Below are 16,922 nucleotides of genomic sequence, written 5' to 3'. Positions count from 1 at the left end.
TTCAAAAAAAATTATTCTTTTTTTAAAAATAATGGTCACTTTTTGTGACCATCTCTCAGGCACCGCGCGCTCCATTTTATATACGCAGCGGAACTTGGAATTTTATTCATTAAGCCGGATTCCACTGCGCTGCTCCGAGGTTATACAGTCTCACTAACGCTTATTAATTTAATGCAAACAGCGTTCCCAATAATTCTTAACCTCTAAATTCTTTAGTTAAAGCGGACAATAAAGTCGGGTATTTGAAATTAAATTGATACTCTGACAATCGTTGTGGCGCGACAGTTTGTCCTGACAATAATAACTCCTCACCCATTTGACCAAATAAAAGTTGTACAGCCCATGCAGGCATCCACATTAACGCCGGTTTTTTGAGTACCTGGGCTAACGTTTTGGTAAATGTTTTTTGTGACACCTGCTCTGGTGCAACCAGATTTACCGGCCCTGTAATTTCGGGATGTGATATCAAAAACAGGATTCCCTCAACGAGATCGGTGCTATCAATCCATGCAAGGGGTTGCTCTCCTGAACCAATCACCGCTCCCATCCCATATTGAGCCGGTAATTCCAATTTTTTTAACATACCTTCACCACGTTTTAAAACCACACCAAAGCGCATTAAAGTAACAGGCATACCCACTTCAAAGCCTTTTTTTGCAGCCTCTTCCCACTGAGTAACCAGTTGATTTGCAAAATTGGTTTTAGGGGAGTTGATAGGGGGAGTTGTTTCAGTAAATATAATATTGTCTTGTGCGAGTTTTTTCTGTAAACCATAAATGCCAATCGCGCTTGCATTATACAAGTGAGGTTTTTTGGCGGTCGCCTTAATCCCCCAAAGTACCAATTGGTTGGTTGTTTCAAGGCGGCTCGAAAGTAGCTTTTCTTTTGTTCTCGCATTCCAGCGATGATCCGCAATGTTTTCGCCAGTCAAATTAATAATTACATCAAACTCATTTGGATTTAATGTATTAAGCTTATCCCAAGTGACAGCATGAACAGTACTTGAGAAGAAACGTTTTATTTTCTTTTCATCTCGCCCAATTACATAAATATTATGTGCAGACTTAAGTAATTCGGGCACCAATATTTGACCAACTAATCCTGTTCCGCCGCCAATAATGATGTTCATAGGATCCTCCTTTTGAGTCGCTCTAATAATACCCTAAGCCAATTAACTTTTCCTGCACACGATTTAGTCATTAATTTAATGAGTGCTCGTCGTACAGCATTGGCTCTTTAAGAGGAAAGCTCCCAATTGGTATATTCTAATTCATCAGGTACTATTCATGAGCTATAATTATCTATATTTTCAAAGCCGAATTTGTATTTGATGAGTATTCATCAGTAGATGAATTGTGATTAGATAAAGGGATGGTTATAAGGTAGGTTGACAATGAAGTCGATGGATGATGAGTTAAAAAATAAAATTGTTAGAACAATCAAATTTTACGAAGAAAACTGCGGCAATATGCAAAATGAAATTAAGCATCTTCGCAAAGGTATATCTGAATTAGCTCGATTGCAAATCGGATTTAGTAGTGATTGGGATGATAAGGTATGTTTTTTTAACGAAGTAATCAATGATGATGTTGATGCAATAATAATAAAGCAAAAATTAAGTTCCGTTGTTTCTGCGCTAAATACTTTATTAGAAAAGAACTCCGCAAATATACTTGATGACTCTGATTTGACTATTTTGTCTAAAAAAATTAATGAGCATTTACTTGAGCTTCTCCACTGCTTTAAAACTCCTCCCGAGTTTGCTAACCAATTAGTATCTATAGAGAACGCATTAGAGCATAATTTGAATGCTGGCCTGTTAATTCAGGTAATCGAGGAAATAAAAATTCTCGCTATAGAATTATTTGGCAAAGAGCAAGGTCAGCTTAAATTTCTTCTTGAGAAGATTACTAATCAACTTTTTCAGGTAAACAATTATTTAAAAACAACATTTGAACATAATAAAAATTCAAAAGAGGAACGAAATAAGCTGGAATTAGGTATTCAGACTACACTGGATAATATTCAGTCAAACATGTCGAGTGCAACATCAATTGCTCAATTAATTGATTACTTAAATAAAAATTTGAATTGCATCAGCAGCCAAATTCAATCTTATAAGGAAGCAGAAGATTTACGTTTGCAATTCTATGAAAGTCAAATCAATGAGTTACAAAAAAGGATGATGCGATTCGAAGAAGAAAATGTCCAAATGAAAAAAACTATTTTAGACCAAAGCATTCAAATCAATTCAGATTCACTTACTAAAATTGCAAATCGAAATTTTTATAATATCTCTATCAAAAAAGCGTATTCTCGTTGGCAAACTACTGGAGTAAATATTGTTTTGGCACTAGCGGATATTGATCATTTTAAAAATATTAATGATAAATATGGCCATCTTACGGGAGATAAAGTTTTGATGAAAATCGCGTCTATATTTCAGGACTCAATGCGTCCTATCGATTTTCTTGCACGTTATGGTGGTGAGGAATTTGTTATTATTTTTGAAGGGTTATCGTTAGAGCAAACTAAAGAAAAGCTTGAAAGCCTGCGCTACGAAATTGAAAATTTCCATTTTCTTTTTCGTGGCAAAAGAGTTCCTGTTACGGTTTCTTTTGGTTTAACTAATATTATTCAGGGTGACGATACAGATTCTTTATTTATGCGTGCTGATGACGCCTTATATCAGGCTAAAAATAATGGCCGGAATCAAATTGTTACTTGGGATGGCTTTGTTGCTTAATCTCTTGCGCCCCTCGGTTTTTCGTAAGTCCTGACTGTATTGTCGTTCTAAACTTCTTTTAAATAGTACGGAGTGATGTTTGCCATCTGCTATTTTTGATGACTTCATCATTGCATCTGAAAGCATTGTAGTTGCCTCGACTATCGGTAACTTTGAAAATAAAGGGAATAGAAATTTTACCCAAAGTGCTCACGATTATATATGAAAAATAACGAATAGTTTATAAAGGTTTGAGAGAGAGAAGTCAGTATTATTTCTATAATAATCAATGCATTACATGTTTTTACGAAACATAAAGAAGCGCTTTAAACTTAGTCAATGGTACCGAGAAGAGGACTCGAACCTCCACGGAGTTGCCCCCACTAGCACCTGAAGCTAGCGTGTCTACCAATTCCACCACCTCGGCATTGTGCGGCTAAGGTACTCATATTTTGCTGCTCTGTCAATGGCTTTTTCAGATTAAGTGAAGTAATCATGCCCGGATTAACTGCCATAAGGAGTTCCTGCTTTTAAAATTCGCTCTCTTACTCCTTGCCATTCTCCTGTAGTTGGGGGAAGTTCGATTGCAATAATCTCGGCATCGGATGCATCGGCTTTTCTTAATTGATAATACAAGTCAAATGCCACTTTTTCAGGATGATCTTCTAAGCGATGAAAATGATCTTCGCGGATGCCCGCTGGTCGATTGCTTGCAATGGCATAGACTTTATCTGGATTATTTTGACAAAAATCTGCAAGTATTTTGTAGGAGGCAAAATAATATAGGATCTTTTGGGGCTGATAATGACTTTCCAATTTCCCTGGGACTCTAAGGGTGTTTTCGTGGTGAAATGACGGAGTCGCGATCACATTTGCCAGGGTTTTTTCATCGATAAGTCCATGGCGTAAAATCTGATAGTTTTCTGCATGAGTCGCATCAATGATGGTGGACTCAATTCCTACTGCACAGCGGCCTCCATCTAATATGGTTAATTCCTGGTTAGGGAATGATTCACTAACATGCTGTGCTGTAGTGGGGCTGACCTTCCCAAATGGGTTGGCGGAGGGTGCGACTAAAGGGATGCCTAATTTGGTTAATAATTCCTGGGCTATGGGGTGGGCTGGACATCTAATCGCTACTGTAGTTTGGCCACCGGTAATTAATGGATTAATTTGATCGCGTTTACAATGCAACACAAGAGTTAAAGGGCCTGGCCAAAATTTTTTAATGAGTTGTTGGGCATAGACAGGAATATCTTCGACTAGCGTGTTGAGATCCCAGTTGGGGGCAACATGAACAATCAAAGGATGATTCAAGGGTCTATCTTTCATTGCAAAAACTGCTCTAATTGCCTTTTCATTGTTAATAGGTGCGGCTAATCCATAGACAGTTTCTGTAGGAATGGCTACAGGTTTCCCTTCTTTTAAATCGTGGATAGCCCGATCAATTTCGGTGGTAATTAAAGGCATAAACAGTTCATCAATTAAAAAGTCTAATATTTTTACACAAGTTGCAAGAGAAATCAGCTACTTTTGCGTTTTCAATGTTACCTGCTTAGAATAAAAGGATATAAAACATCAGGATATTAGTGTGTCACTTAACTTGCTAGAAAAAATAGTGGATAGCTATTTTGCTGTTGTCCCAAGAGATAAACCCTCTTTAGAGATGGTCAAAGCCGCACGTTTGATTGCACATCGGGGGGCGCATAACAATGCTCAGGGTATTATTGAAAATACGCTTGCAGCATTTAACCTGGCAAAAGAATTAGGTTGTTGGGGAATTGAGTTTGATGTACATGCAACAGCAGATAAAGTGCTTGTGGTAAACCATGATGCGACATTAAAACGTCTTTGGGGGCATGACCGGGCAATTGCCAATTTGAGCTTTAAAGAACTACGTGACCTCGCTCCTGATGTGCCCACCCTTGATGAAGTTATTGCGGCTTATGGGGGGCGTATGCATTTGCTTATCGAATTAAAAGTACCCTTTCAGGACGAGGAAGCCTTAGTCAAATCGTTGCAAGGATTATCTGCTGGTGAACATTATCATCTGCTTACTTTAAATTCGAGCATCTTTTCTTTTTTGTCGAAATTTCCGAAAAATGCGCTGTTGCTTGTAGCGGTTCATAACAATGTGGATCAATTTTGTGATGTTAGTTTAAATGAAGATTATGGGGGCGTATTGGGTCATTATCTTATGATCGGCAACAAAGCTCTTAACCGGCTAAAGTCGGCCGGAAAAATTATTGGTGTGGGTATGGTCGACTCCAAATTCAGTTTATACAGGGAACTCAATCGTGGAATAAATTGGCTGTTTACTAACCGTGCCAGTGAAGTAAATTCTTATTTGCATCACTTTTAGGATGTGATAGCGTGCAATCTTTTTATTTCTTTCAAGCAATGTCTAAGCCCCGCTTGACCCGTTGAAATAGATATGTTCTGATAATTCGGACAGATATTTGTCAATCTTTTGGCTTGCCATGATTCAAAACAGAGTGAGTCTTTTTTTATGGTTAAAGAAAGGTATATTTATGCGGTGGATGGATAAATTTTGGACGGCAACTAATTGGGTATTTGATACAACAGTTCATACAGTAGCAGATACCATGAACGTCTGCGCTACATTGGCATGCTCTTTAGGCGGCGTCGCATTTGCTGTTTCTAATGCGCTTTCTTTGCATGATGTGACTGCATCGTATTATGGCTCGGTTCATGCAGCGGGTAATTTTACCCTAGGTGTTGACCTGACGAATTTGGAGAACTATCGCTTTAACGAATCGTACCCTTTGTCTTACAATAATCATGTAAATAATGGCACCACGTACAACCTCACCGATTATGTTAATGCAGGAACGTTGCAAACTGCTAGCGCGATTTGTGTCGCGTCAGGTGTCGCTTTAAAAACATTAGGGGCCAGTATTAACCATTGGCAACAAAACAGAGAAGAGCGGCGTTATTATGCACGCACGAATGCGATTCAAATTGCTAACCCTAGTTACAAAGAGTATGCATATGTAGGCGCGGAAGCGTTTACTGGAGCGGTTTCTAATGCCATGCTCAGCAACGCAATTACAGCCGCAGTACTCCATATTTCAGAAAAGAGCTTTCCCAGTATTACTTACCCGCCACATAGCAAACAACTTGTGAGAGGTGCACATTACAATGGCCCGGTGATATCAGAACCTTTTAATATAGGGATTGATCTCGGTGATAGTAATTTCACAATTCCATTATATTTTGATAATTTGAATGTGTTGCTCAAAAAAACAATTAATGTGGCCGCAAATGCAACTTATGGCGGCGGATTTTTCTTTAAGCGGAATGAAGTAGAACAAACTCCGCCTTTGGCTGCAACGGAGGCCGTTTCTTCAACTGTTGCTGTTAGTGCCTATCTGGCAAGTAATTTTTTTGCCCATAAAGCCCAAGAGCTCCATAGAGCAAGGATCCAACCAGAAATAAGACCCTATTCAATCATTTAAATCATCCAATCGCCAGGGGCTCGCGAAGCGAAAAACCCAGGTTTATGGTGTTCTTAATTGTAATGACTTGCCTAGGCTTTACACACCATGCTAGCGTTCAATAATTGCAGCAACGCCCATCCCCCCGGCAGTACAAACGCTTAACAGAATACGACCTTGCCCCTTATCGGCGAGTATTTTGGCGGCAGCACCGACTAATCGTCCACCTGTAGCAGCGAATGGATGGCCAAGGGCAAGGCTTCCACCTTTAATATTCATTCTTTGCGTATCAATACTTCCTAAAGGTTTTTTGCGGTTCAAAATTTTTTGACAATATTCAGCGGATTCCCAGGCTTTTAAAGTACAGAGTACTTGACCGGCAAAGGCTTCATGAATTTCATAATAATCAAAGTCGTGTAGGGTGAGACGATTTCTGGCCAATAAACGGGAGACTGCAATCGTGGGTGCCATTAATAGGCCTGCACCATGCACAAAATCTACGGCGGCTAATTCACAATCAACAAAGTAAGCGAGTGGCTCCAGCTGATGGCTATTAGCCCATTGAGGAGATCCTAATAGTACCACAGATGCCCCATCGGTGAGTGGGGTTGAGTTTCCTGCCGTTAAACTGCCTTTATCTGATTTATCAAAAGAAGGTTTTAAGGCTGCTAATTTTTCCAAAGACGTATCTTTGCGAGTAATCGTATCACGTTTTAAGGAATCAAGAGGTGCAATCAAATCTTCATAAAATCCTTCATCATAGGCTAGTGCTGCATGCTGATGTGAGCGAAATGCTAATTCATCCTGTGCCTTGCGAGTAATTTGCCATTCTTTAACCATCAGTTCACAATGATCCCCCATGGATAGGCCCGTTCGTGGTTCGCGAACTTCCGGTAATTGCGGTTTTAACATGCCCAAGCGGAATTCTTTGAGAATACCAAGCTTTTCCTTAATGCCTTTTGCATGTTGAAATTTAATTAAAAAATGGGTTAGTTTTCTTTGACCAATTAATGGCGTATCTGAGTTCGTATCCGTCCCGCCCCCTATTCCTGCTGTAATTTGTCCACTGGCAATCTTTAGCGCAATCAAGTTTATTGCTTCTAAACCTGTACCACAGGCACGTTGTATGGTTAGTCCCGGAGTTTCAGGTGATAGGGCACTGCCCAAAACAGTTTCACGCGCTAGATTCCAGTCAAAAGGATGATTCATAATGGCTCCTGCAATAAAATCACCCAATAGTTCACCTTGAATCTTGGTTTTATTGATCAGATCAGCTAATACGGATCCCAACAAATCATGATTGGACTTCCCTAAATAGTAGGTTTGTGATTTGACAAATGGAGTGCGGGAACTGCCAAGAATGGCCACTTTTTCTTTGAAGCTCATATCAAATCCTTTTCGCTGCATATGATTTCTAAGGATAGCCTAAAAAAAATAACTAAGCATCTTGCATCAACTAGTAACTGGGGTAGGAAAACCTCGATTCTACTTTGCTAATTCAGGCTACAATGCCTGTCTTAATCCCTCTCCAGTCAGAAAAAATATGTGGAGAGGGAGTATGAATTAAATGACTTCTAGTTAAATTGAAGCGATTCAATTTGGGTTTCTTGACTGACGCGAGCCCCTTGCTTTGTTGCATAAATTCCCACATTGCTCAGCGACTCTCCAACCGGTATTGTTTTCGGTGTTTGTTCTGAAGGAGGTTGGGTACTGAGTATTTCGAGCTTATCTATGTGTCTTTCTTGTATCTTTAGGAGCTCATGATAACGTCTGTTTGTGCTTTCTAATTCTTGTTGTACGAGCTTAAGTTTCTCTTCCGATGCGCAAATGCGATCCGATATCTGCAGAAAACTTGCCTCTTTATTATTTATGAATTCATCTAGTTTTATTTTAAATGCTTGGCGTTGTTCTTCATCGCCAAGGGCGACAAGTGATAATTGACTTACCGAGCTATGAAGAGCTTCTATCAGTGATCTCGCTTTAGTCAGTTCTTCTCCAAGCTCGAATCTTACTTTTTGAACTTCAAGAACTTTTTGTGCTAATTCTTTTTGACTGGCACTGTATGCTTCAGTAATCCGATCTAACTTTTCTTGGTTTTCCTTCATCAATTGATCCTGCTGTGTCACTCCTTCTTTAAGGGACTCAGAAACTGCCACCAAACCGTCTTTGGTTTCGCCTAATTTTCTATTTACTTTAGAAGTAGCGATTACTTGCTTGTCAATTGCATCAATTTGTTTGCTTAACTCCTCAATATTTTCTACAAGTTTTGCATTTTCGTTGACGAATTTTTGAATTTCTGTTGCCAATTGTTTACGGATAATATCCAGTGCATTAATGGTTAATTCAAGAAGATCAGCCAGCCCCAAAATTCCTTTTTGTAAGCTTTCTACAGCACTGGTACTGCATTTATGATGATCATCAAGAATGACTCCCCCTGCTGCATAAGTAACGGCAGTGACGCCACACAGCGCCAAAAGAAAACCAATATGTGCTGCGATGCCAATGATTAATGTAGGAACAGTTAAGGCAACACCACCAATAATTTTTTGCCAAAGTGGTAGTTCTCCCCAGTATTCTGCGGCGCGCGAAAAAATACTTGGGTTTTTTTCCATGCTTTTGACGGTATCTTGAAGACTTTTTCTAATTTCCTCAAATATTTCTTTGGTAATGGTAATTTTTTCGAGCTTATCTTGTTCTATATGCTCACTGAGAATCTTTAATTGAGACTCTATTTTTTCTTCTATTGGTTTTTTTGGGGGGGGTACTGGTTTTTTTTCGGCAGTATCAATTTCGATAAGATGTTGAAGCTCTTCTGCTTTGGTAGCCATACGATTTCCTTTCTGTTGAATAATCTTCCTGTGCCTACTATTTTTAACCAGGATAACTTAAAAAAACAAGGAAAATTTGTTTTTTAGAACGAATAAGGGGTTGACTCAGCAAACAGGTATTATTTAGCGAGTTTAAAAAATTTATTGCCAATCATAAGTTGGGCTTTATAGCCCAACTTTAAATCAGTAGACTTATTGCATGCTAACTACAGGGGTAGTAGAGTCAAGTTCTCTCTTTTCTGCATTTTCTTTAGAGGAACAAGAAGAAATACACTTAGAAGCTGCATTAGCAAGGGTTGCACCAGAGCGAGTAACAAAATATGCCAAAGCTACAGGAGCTAAAACAACGGCTAATAAAGCAGCAGCAATTGTAGCCGCAGCACAAGCAGCCGCAACAATACCGGCTTTCTTAGCAACCATAAGCGCTTCGCGGGTTGTTTCTTTTGCTTCGGGTTTGCGTAAGCTATGTAAGCCTGCGCCTGCAGCAAAAACCAAACTTCCCAAAGCAGTTAATGCGGCTCCTGCAGCAACGATTGCTGATGCAGCACTAACAATAGCTAAGATAACAGGACAAACAATTGGAGCTGCTGCTAGTACAGCGAATTCTTTTTTTCTTTTCATGGGAGTGAAGAACCCGGGGATTGTATCTCGGGCTGCTGTAATATATTCCCTTCCTCTCTCATTAAGTGCAGCTCGGGTTCTCTGCTTTTCTGTTGGAGCGCCTAAGCAAGCATCAAAGATTGAAAGTTCTTTTCCTGATTTTTCTTTTTGTAATGGAGTTCTTCTGCTTTCTTGCTGATATGGATTGCTTGGGTATGCAAAATCACCTCTTCTGGATGTTGTCCTTTGTTCTCTTGAATATCTATTATATTGGTCGTTTGAGTATTCTGAGTCTTGCGCAATGTTTTTATCGCGTTTAAATTCCATAGTGTAACCCTCGGTTTGTTTAAAACCGAGCCATCCTATTCAAAAAAAGAATACAAGTCAAGTTGAGTTTATTTAAATTTTTGATTATTTTATCCACACTTAACAATTAAAGATGATTTTTTTATGACTTTTAATATTGGCCAACGCTGGATAAGTAACACAGAAACACAACTAGGTTTAGGTATCATTATTGATTTAAATGGTAGACAAGTGAGTTTGAGTTTTCCGGCTGCTGGCGAGGAACGAATTTACTCTACAGACAGTGCCCCACTGAGCCGTATCATTTATAAAGTAGGCGAAGAGGTAAATACTTCTGACCAAAAAAAAATGCATATTACGCAAGTTGAAGAGCGCCAAGGATTGCTTTTTTATACAGGAGTAGATGAAGAAGGTAATGAGTTGCGTATCAGTGAGCTTTCCCTGGATTGTTTTATCAAACTCAATACTCCTGAGCAAAGACTGTTTAGTGGATTGCTTGATAAGTTGAATACGTTTAAGTTGAGAATCGATACCCTAAATCATGTCAGTAGACTACAGCAATCCATCGTTAGGGGTTTATTGGGTTCACGAACCAGTCATCTCAAACATCAGGTTTATATCGCGCGCGAAGTGGCTCAGCGTTATGCTCCAAGGGTTCTGCTTGCCGATGAAGTAGGTCTTGGTAAGACCATAGAAGCAGGCATGGTTCTCCACTATCAGTTATGTACCGGCCGCGCTAATCGAGTATTGATAGTCGTACCACAAACTTTGATTCATCAATGGCTTGTCGAGATGATTCGACGTTTTAATTTGTATTTCTCGATCATTGATGCGGAACGCTATGAACTTGTGTATGAGTTAGATGAAGAAGAAGGGATACAGATCGGTACAACACAAGAGAATCTTTTTGACAATGAGCAATTGGTTTTATGCAGCCTGGATTTCCTTATGGAACATGAAAAAGCACGCCAACACGCGCTTAGTAGTCAGTGGGATTTGCTGATTGTAGATGAAGCGCATCATTTGCATTGGTCCGAGGAAGAAAAGAGTCCTGAATATGAATGTATTGAAGAATTAGCCGGACAAAGCAAGGGCTTGTTGCTTCTCACTGCAACACCAGAGCAGGCGGGAATTGCCAGTCATTTTGCTCGGTTAAGGCTGCTAGATCCTTCACGATTTTATGATTTTTCTGTGTTTAAAAAAGAAGAAGAAGGGTACCAACAAATCAATAAACTGGTACAAGAGTTGATGATTTATGGGGAGCAAGCATCAACGGATGCCTTGAATGCAGAACACAAGGCTCAATTAGAAGCTTATTTGGGAGAAATAACCGGTTTGAGTGTTAATCGGATCATTAAAGATCTGCTCGACCGACATGGAACAGGCCGTGTTCTATTTCGCAATACGCGTGCAGCAATTCAGGGTTTTCCCGAGCGACGAGTACATGCAAATCCCTTGGAATGCCCGGCGATTTATTCTGATCTGGATGAACAAAAAGGTCAAAGAAAGCTTTATCCCGAACAACTTGTGGAGAAAGAGTTGTGGCTTGAACAGGATCCTCGAGTTAGGTGGTTAGCAAACAAAATCAATGAAGTCTACCCCGAAAAAGTGCTGGTTATTTGTGCCAAGGCAAACACCGCCATTGCATTGGATCAGTATTTAAAAGTCAAAATAGGGATTCGCAGTACTTCTTTTCATGAGGGACTATCGATTATTGAGCGCGATCGAGCCGCCGCTTATTTTGCTGAACAAGAAAATGGTGCTCAGGCGCTTATTTGTTCTGAAATAGGAAGTGAAGGTCGAAACTTTCAATTTGCTCATCATCTAGTCCTGTTTGATTTGCCATTAAACCCCGATTTACTGGAGCAACGCATTGGCCGACTGGATCGTATAGGCCAGCGACATGCTATTGAAATTTATGTTCCTTATTTGATGAATACCGTACAAGAGAAATTGTTTCGCTGGTATCACGAAGGGATTAACCTATTTACAAAAAGTTGCTCTGTTGGTTTTAGCCTCTATGAAGAATTTGAAGAGCAGTTACTGCCGATTCTTGATACGGTAGATACAAATAAGGAAAAACTTGATCAGCTGATTGCCGAAACAAAAACACGTGCCGAACAAATTAATCAGGCACTTCATGAAGGACGAGATCGATTGTTGGAGTTAAATTCCTGCAATGCACCGGAAGCAGAGGCATTGATTGCGGCTATTGAAGCAGAGGAAAATTGTTTGGGCTTAGAAAATTATATGGCGCAAGTGTTTCAGGAATATGGTATCGATCATGAATACCATTCTGAATCTTCGGAAATATTGCGCCCTACGGATCATATGAAGACAAGCCATTTTCCAGGGCTAAAAGAAGACGGGGTTACGGTAACTTATTCGCGTGCAAAAGCGCTGGTGCGTGAGGATGTCGAATTCTTAAGTTGGGAACATCCTATGGTCAGTGAGTCTATGGAAATGATCCTGGATTCTGAGCTTGGTAATGCAACTTTAGCGACTATCTCTATTAAAAGTATTAAACCAGGAACATTGTTTTTGGAATCCTTTTTCACCGCAAATTGTGCTGCGCCAAAATATTTGCAATTGGATCGTTTTTTACCGCTTACACCAATTCGTGTGCTCATGGATGCATCAGGGAAAAATCTTTCTAAAATCTTGGATTACACGCAATTGAATCAAATGTGCCAGCCTGTGAAACGTCATTTAGGATACCCAATTATTCAGCAGATTCATGGGGAACTTGAACATATATTGGCACAAAGTAAAAAAGCAGCTGAAGCACAACTTCAAGAGATCCTCGGAGAGGCTACGGTACAGATGAAACAAAATATCTCTCATGAGGTAAATCGGCTTGAGGCTTTAAAAAGTATTAATCCCTCGATACGTGAGGATGAAATTGCTTTTTACAAAAAGCAGCTTGTTGATAGTGAGGAATTTATTCACAGTACCACTTTAAAATTGCAAGCACTGCGGGTAGTTATTAATAAAGTCTGATGATGTTTTTGTGATGGGGCCGGGTTATCGCTTTGTCTTTACCCGGAATCCATTGCTTGTTTAGCAATCTTGAATCAGGACTTACGAAAAACTCCAATCTCTTCGTTAAAAACATTTTTTTGCCTCGACCTTGGAGTTTTCATAAATCCTGTGAATCACTCCCTTGATGATAAGGTAATTCCTAATGCCTTGATTTTTATAATTCGTTTATTATTTCTTATTGAGAGGGCATGAGTAAATCAAAATGTATCATCGAAAAAATTATAGGTTTATCGGTACTATTTTTGATTATAATTGTTTGCAATCGATGTATCGTGAATGCATAGTGTATGAGTATTTTGGCTATTTGGGGGCAAGATAAGTAGGGTAATATCGTTTGCTAATAATTACCACTAAATATTTTCTTGACGCGTGTAGTACAAAGGGATGAGTCTACTAATGAATCAACAGATTAAAAAAATTGTAACGGACCTTTTGCATTCAGCAGGAATTACTCCTAATGGGAGTGAAGCTTGGGATATTCAAATTAACAATGAAGCGTTTTACTCACGTATTTTTAACGGCGGCTCATTGGCACTTGGTGAGTCATATATGGATGGATGGTGGGATTGTAAAAGTCTCGACCAATTTTTCAGCCGTGTTCTCCAGGCTCAACTGGATCAAAAAATTAAATCCGACAAATGGCTATGGCCAAAATTAATTTGGCTCAAGCTGATTAACCATCAATCAAAAAAGCGTGCCCTGGAAGTGGGTAGAAGACATTATGATTTGGGAAATGATTTATTTAAATCCATGTTGGACAGTCGCATGAATTATACGTGTGGTTATTGGCGGAATGCATATGATCTGGAAACTGCACAATTAAATAAATTGGAATTGAGCTGCCAGAAATTGAAACTTGAACCAGGGATGCGTGTATTAGATATAGGTTGTGGCTTTGGTGCGCTTGCAAAATATGCTGCGGAACACTATGGAGTCAATGTCGTCGGCATCACTATATCCAAAGAACAATTTGAGTATGCAAAACAGAACTGTTCCGGCCTACCCGTTGAAATTCGCTTTCAGGATTATCGCGATCTTCATGAACAATTTGATCGTGTGGTTTCTCTAGGGATGTTTGAGCATGTCGGTTATCGAAACTACCGCACTTATATGCAAAAAGCTCGCGATTGTCTCAAAGATAATGGTTTGTTCTTGTTACATACTATTGGCGGTGATTTGACTCAAACAACAACGGATCCCTGGATTAACAAATATATTTTCCCTAATGGCATGATTCCCTCAATGGCGCAAATCAGTCATGCTTCAGAAGGGGTATTTATCATGGAAAACTGGGCTAACTTTGGTGCTTATTATGATCACACCTTAATGGCATGGCATGAACGTTTTGAACAAAATTGGGATCGATTAAAAGATCAATATGACGAGCGTTTTTATCGGATGTGGCGTTATTATTTATTGGCATGCGCGGGTAGTTTTCGTGCTCGTACAAACCAGTTATGGCAAATTGTTTTTTCCAAAAATGGAGTTCCAGGAGGATATCAGGAACCTTTATTCACAGGAATTAAAAAAAGAGGTTCTGAAAATAAAAGATCACTATCCGATCTTGAATTATCTTAAGCAACAATAAAAGGGATACTGTTCTGGTGCAGTATCCCTCACGCGTATGAGTTAGTGTTTTTTCGCAAAGAGCATACGTAAATGACTATTAATTGTTTCAATGGCATTGCGGCATGCTGGAGTATCAGCAAGCTCATTTAACATCAAAAAGTCATGAATTGTGCCATGATGACGAATTCCGGTAACGGGTACACCCGCCGCATTAAGCTTGTGCTCATAAGCTTCACCCTCATCACGCAATACATCGCATTCACCGTTGATTACGAGTGCAGGGGGTAATCCTTTAAGTTGCTCAGTAGTTGCTCGCAAGGGGCAGGCTGTGATTTCTTTTCTTTTGGATTTATCAGGTAAATAATTGTCCCAAAACCATTCCATTGCTTTTTTGGTTAGCCAGGGGCCATCGGCAAATTCTTTGTAGGAATCATTTTCAAAATTTGCATCGGTCACAGGATAAATTAGCACTTGATAATCAATTTTTGGACCGCCGCGCTGTTTAGCAAGAAGTGTCATTACTGCGGCCATATTTCCACCCACACTATCTCCTGCAACAGCTAAACGAGAAGTATCTAAATTCAATTCTTTACCATGCTCAGCAACATATTTCAGCGCTGTATAATCTTCTTCAATTTGCGTTGGATATTGTGCTTCAGGCGCTAAAGAATAATTGACAAATACAATTGCCGCATGGGCGCCTACTGATAGTTCACGGACAAGACGACCATGAGTTTGCCAATCACCAAAAACCCAACCTGCTCCATGGTAGAACATGACTACTGGGAGTTTTTCTTTTGAGCCTTTAGGACGAACAATGCGGATGTTTAATTTGCCATTCGCATGTTGAATAAAACGATCTTCAATATCCACTTCAGGTTTTTCTTTCTCTAAAGGCAATTCTTGTAATTTGTCAAAAATAGCCCTTCCTTCTTGTACCGGAAGATCATAAAGCGGTTTACCTCCAGCTTTCTGGATTTTTTCTACGAAAGCCCAGGTTTTTGGTTCTATACGTTTTCTTAGATCCATTTTACTTGTCCTCATGGTTGAAGTTCAAAAATACAATTTCATTCTTTCTTTAAACAAGATGAAGCCAAAGCTGTCACTTTTATTATCGGGACAGAATAATTATAGACAATTTGCAAGGTTTTTGTTTTGTAGTGTAAAAAAACGAAAAAAATGAACCAATTAATTGATTTATGATCATTTGACAAACAGATTTAATAGCAGATTTTCAAGTAGTCTCGCTTGAAGATCACGGGTTTATATGCAAAATTAGCGCATCAATGATCTTTAGGAGTTAATAATGAAATCATTAATTGGCGGCTTGCTTTCAATGGTTGCTTTTTCTTGTTGAGCAATAGATCGTGGTATTAATTATTATCCTGATAGAGAATTCGTAATAAATCCTCCTTTACATTATTCAATAGCGCTTTCAATTTAGGATCAGAAGTTTGCTTCGTGTCAGCAAGGAGCATGTGTATTTTTTTTATTGCTTGATAGTTTTTTTGCAGTGGGGTTAACTCACCATTACTCAATAAGTTAATTAAAGATAGGATGGGTTTTTCTCTTGGAAACCCAAAAAAACCAAAAAACTCAAACTGTTTTCCTGTGCGTTGTTTAATACGCAGTAAAAATGAAGAAAATACCACTGGGGCATTATCAATTTGCTGGAAGTATTCAATGAGTCCTGTATTGTTCGTCAGGCAATTAATGGAGCCGTCTGCAAAACAACGTAAATATTGAAAATAATTAAATCCAAATGCATCTAATAAATTTTTACTTGCCTCAACGACTTTGTTTTTTAATAAAAATATAGGGTGGTTTAAGTCAACTATTAATGACATTTAAATATAATAATCTAGATTAGAGGAGCAAAGTGAGTTCTATTTTGTCAGTAATTTTATTATTGATCAAATTGAATTGTATTGTTTCATTACTATGGATTTGCTATAAAGTTCGAGAGGAAATATGGATTTCTATTTCAGACGAGATATCAATGCTACGAAATAATATAGGAAGACCGCACAAGGAACTGACATTACCACGGTTAAAGCGTCAGCTATCAATATTTTACACAGGCCCAGACGGGCGAGTCACTTCGGATGATCCTAATTCTTACAAAGGAGAGGAGCGAGCAGCTTATCAAGATGCGCTAGTTAGCCAATACCCGTGGACAGGTTATGCCGATGGAATTTTAAAAGATAGAAACAAGCCCCAAAAACATAATTTCTTTTCTGCTGCAAAGACAGAAGAATCGGAGAATGAAGCTCCATCCCTTACACCGCCCTAATTTAGGGGCTGTTGACATTTCACCGTGCCGCGGCTTGTTCCTGAGAGATCCTCACAAAATTTAGCCATAGTGAGGACTCTCTTGTTGAGTCTGAATAGCAC

13 protein-coding genes and 1 tRNA gene are annotated in these 16,922 nt (G+C 39.2%); 6 read left to right on the top strand and 8 right to left on the bottom strand.

The annotated features are described in order from the left end of the window. Positions 1-196: 196 nt before the first annotated feature. On the bottom strand, positions 197-1,129 hold the full coding sequence (locus DGG96_RS19675; protein WP_110144183.1) for a TIGR01777 family oxidoreductase: 933 nt from the start codon (positions 1,127-1,129) through the stop codon (positions 197-199). 264 nt (positions 1,130-1,393) lie between these two features. On the opposite strand from DGG96_RS19675, the gene DGG96_RS19670 reads away from it, so the two are divergent. Beyond that, positions 1,394-2,746, top strand: coding sequence for a GGDEF domain-containing protein (locus tag DGG96_RS19670; RefSeq protein ID WP_110144182.1), 1,353 nt, complete (start codon positions 1,394-1,396; stop codon positions 2,744-2,746). 319 nt (positions 2,747-3,065) lie between these two features. Here DGG96_RS19670 and DGG96_RS19665 read toward each other — a convergent pair. Continuing rightward, positions 3,066-3,152 (bottom strand) — tRNA-Leu (locus DGG96_RS19665). Positions 3,153-3,229: 77 nt separating this feature from the next. Beyond that, positions 3,230-4,195: an L-threonylcarbamoyladenylate synthase gene (locus tag DGG96_RS19660; protein ID WP_110144181.1), complete on the bottom strand. Its 966-nt coding sequence runs from the start codon at positions 4,193-4,195 to the stop codon at positions 3,230-3,232. Between the two features lie 121 nt (positions 4,196-4,316). Between DGG96_RS19660 and DGG96_RS19655 the strand changes: the two genes are divergently transcribed. Together DGG96_RS19655 and DGG96_RS19650 are read left to right on the top strand one after the other, a co-directional pair. Beyond that, positions 4,317-5,087 carry a glycerophosphodiester phosphodiesterase gene (locus DGG96_RS19655; protein WP_110144180.1) on the top strand — a complete coding sequence of 257 codons (771 nt, stop codon included), beginning with the start codon at positions 4,317-4,319 and terminating at the stop codon, positions 5,085-5,087. Between the two features lie 169 nt (positions 5,088-5,256). Continuing rightward, the gene (locus tag DGG96_RS19650) at positions 5,257-6,204 is read left to right on the top strand and encodes a hypothetical protein (RefSeq protein ID WP_110144179.1); all 948 of its coding nucleotides are present in this window, start codon (positions 5,257-5,259) and stop codon (positions 6,202-6,204) included. Positions 6,205-6,294: 90 nt separating this feature from the next. Here the strand turns inward: DGG96_RS19650 and DGG96_RS19645 are convergent, their stop codons facing one another. The 3 genes from DGG96_RS19645 to DGG96_RS19635 all read right to left on the bottom strand — a co-directional run bounded on the left by DGG96_RS19645 (position 6,295) and on the right by DGG96_RS19635 (position 9,938). Further along, positions 6,295-7,569, bottom strand: a complete 1,275-nt coding sequence (locus tag DGG96_RS19645) for an acetyl-CoA C-acetyltransferase (protein ID WP_110144178.1) — start codon at positions 7,567-7,569, stop codon at positions 6,295-6,297. Between the two features lie 188 nt (positions 7,570-7,757). Beyond that, positions 7,758-9,011, bottom strand: a complete 1,254-nt coding sequence (locus tag DGG96_RS19640; protein WP_110144177.1) for a LegC2/C7 family Dot/Icm T4SS effector — start codon at positions 9,009-9,011, stop codon at positions 7,758-7,760. Positions 9,012-9,203: 192 nt separating this feature from the next. After that, positions 9,204-9,938: a hypothetical protein gene (locus DGG96_RS19635; protein WP_110144176.1), complete on the bottom strand. Its 735-nt coding sequence runs from the start codon at positions 9,936-9,938 to the stop codon at positions 9,204-9,206. A 123-nt stretch (positions 9,939-10,061) separates the two neighbouring features. On the opposite strand from DGG96_RS19635, the gene rapA reads away from it, so the two are divergent. Continuing rightward, positions 10,062-12,917, top strand: a complete 2,856-nt coding sequence (rapA, locus tag DGG96_RS19630) for an RNA polymerase-associated protein RapA (protein WP_110144175.1) — start codon at positions 10,062-10,064, stop codon at positions 12,915-12,917. A 438-nt stretch (positions 12,918-13,355) separates the two neighbouring features. Beyond that, on the top strand, positions 13,356-14,537 hold the full coding sequence (gene cfa / locus DGG96_RS19625; protein WP_110144174.1) for a cyclopropane fatty acyl phospholipid synthase: 1,182 nt from the start codon (positions 13,356-13,358) through the stop codon (positions 14,535-14,537). A 51-nt stretch (positions 14,538-14,588) separates the two neighbouring features. Here cfa and DGG96_RS19620 read toward each other — a convergent pair whose 3' ends face one another. Next, positions 14,589-15,557 (bottom strand): alpha/beta hydrolase, encoded by a 969-nt coding sequence (locus DGG96_RS19620; RefSeq protein ID WP_110144173.1) that lies wholly within the window; start codon positions 15,555-15,557, stop codon positions 14,589-14,591. Positions 15,558-15,901: 344 nt separating this feature from the next. Further along, positions 15,902-16,375, bottom strand: coding sequence for a hypothetical protein (locus DGG96_RS21495; RefSeq protein ID WP_233590638.1), 474 nt, complete (start codon positions 16,373-16,375; stop codon positions 15,902-15,904). Positions 16,376-16,407: 32 nt separating this feature from the next. On the opposite strand from DGG96_RS21495, the gene DGG96_RS19610 reads away from it, so the two are divergent. Further along, positions 16,408-16,821: a hypothetical protein gene (locus DGG96_RS19610; protein ID WP_240610477.1), complete on the top strand. Its 414-nt coding sequence runs from the start codon at positions 16,408-16,410 to the stop codon at positions 16,819-16,821. Positions 16,822-16,922: the final 101 nt, after the last annotated feature.

Source organism: Legionella qingyii, from assembly GCF_003184185.1.
This window is presented reverse-complemented; position numbering and strand designations above follow the sequence as displayed.

Excerpts from the sequence above, each read along its gene's own strand:
- DGG96_RS19675 (WP_110144183.1), bottom strand. The coding sequence starts at position 1,129 with ATGAACATCATTATTGGCGGCGGAACAGGATTAGTTGGTCAAATATTG.
- DGG96_RS19670 (WP_110144182.1), top strand. The coding sequence starts at position 1,394 with ATGAAGTCGATGGATGATGAGTTAAAAAATAAAATTGTTAGAACAATC.
- DGG96_RS19660 (WP_110144181.1), bottom strand. The coding sequence starts at position 4,195 with ATGCCTTTAATTACCACCGAAATTGATCGGGCTATCCACGATTTAAAA.
- DGG96_RS19650 (WP_110144179.1), top strand. The coding sequence starts at position 5,257 with ATGCGGTGGATGGATAAATTTTGGACGGCAACTAATTGGGTATTTGAT.
- DGG96_RS19645 (WP_110144178.1), bottom strand. The coding sequence starts at position 7,569 with ATGAGCTTCAAAGAAAAAGTGGCCATTCTTGGCAGTTCCCGCACTCCA.
- DGG96_RS19640 (WP_110144177.1), bottom strand. The coding sequence starts at position 9,011 with ATGGCTACCAAAGCAGAAGAGCTTCAACATCTTATCGAAATTGATACT.
- DGG96_RS19635 (WP_110144176.1), bottom strand. The coding sequence starts at position 9,938 with ATGGAATTTAAACGCGATAAAAACATTGCGCAAGACTCAGAATACTCA.
- rapA (WP_110144175.1), top strand. The coding sequence starts at position 10,062 with ATGACTTTTAATATTGGCCAACGCTGGATAAGTAACACAGAAACACAA.
- cfa (WP_110144174.1), top strand. The coding sequence starts at position 13,356 with ATGAATCAACAGATTAAAAAAATTGTAACGGACCTTTTGCATTCAGCA.
- DGG96_RS19620 (WP_110144173.1), bottom strand. The coding sequence starts at position 15,557 with ATGGATCTAAGAAAACGTATAGAACCAAAAACCTGGGCTTTCGTAGAA.
- DGG96_RS21495 (WP_233590638.1), bottom strand. The coding sequence starts at position 16,375 with ATGTCATTAATAGTTGACTTAAACCACCCTATATTTTTATTAAAAAAC.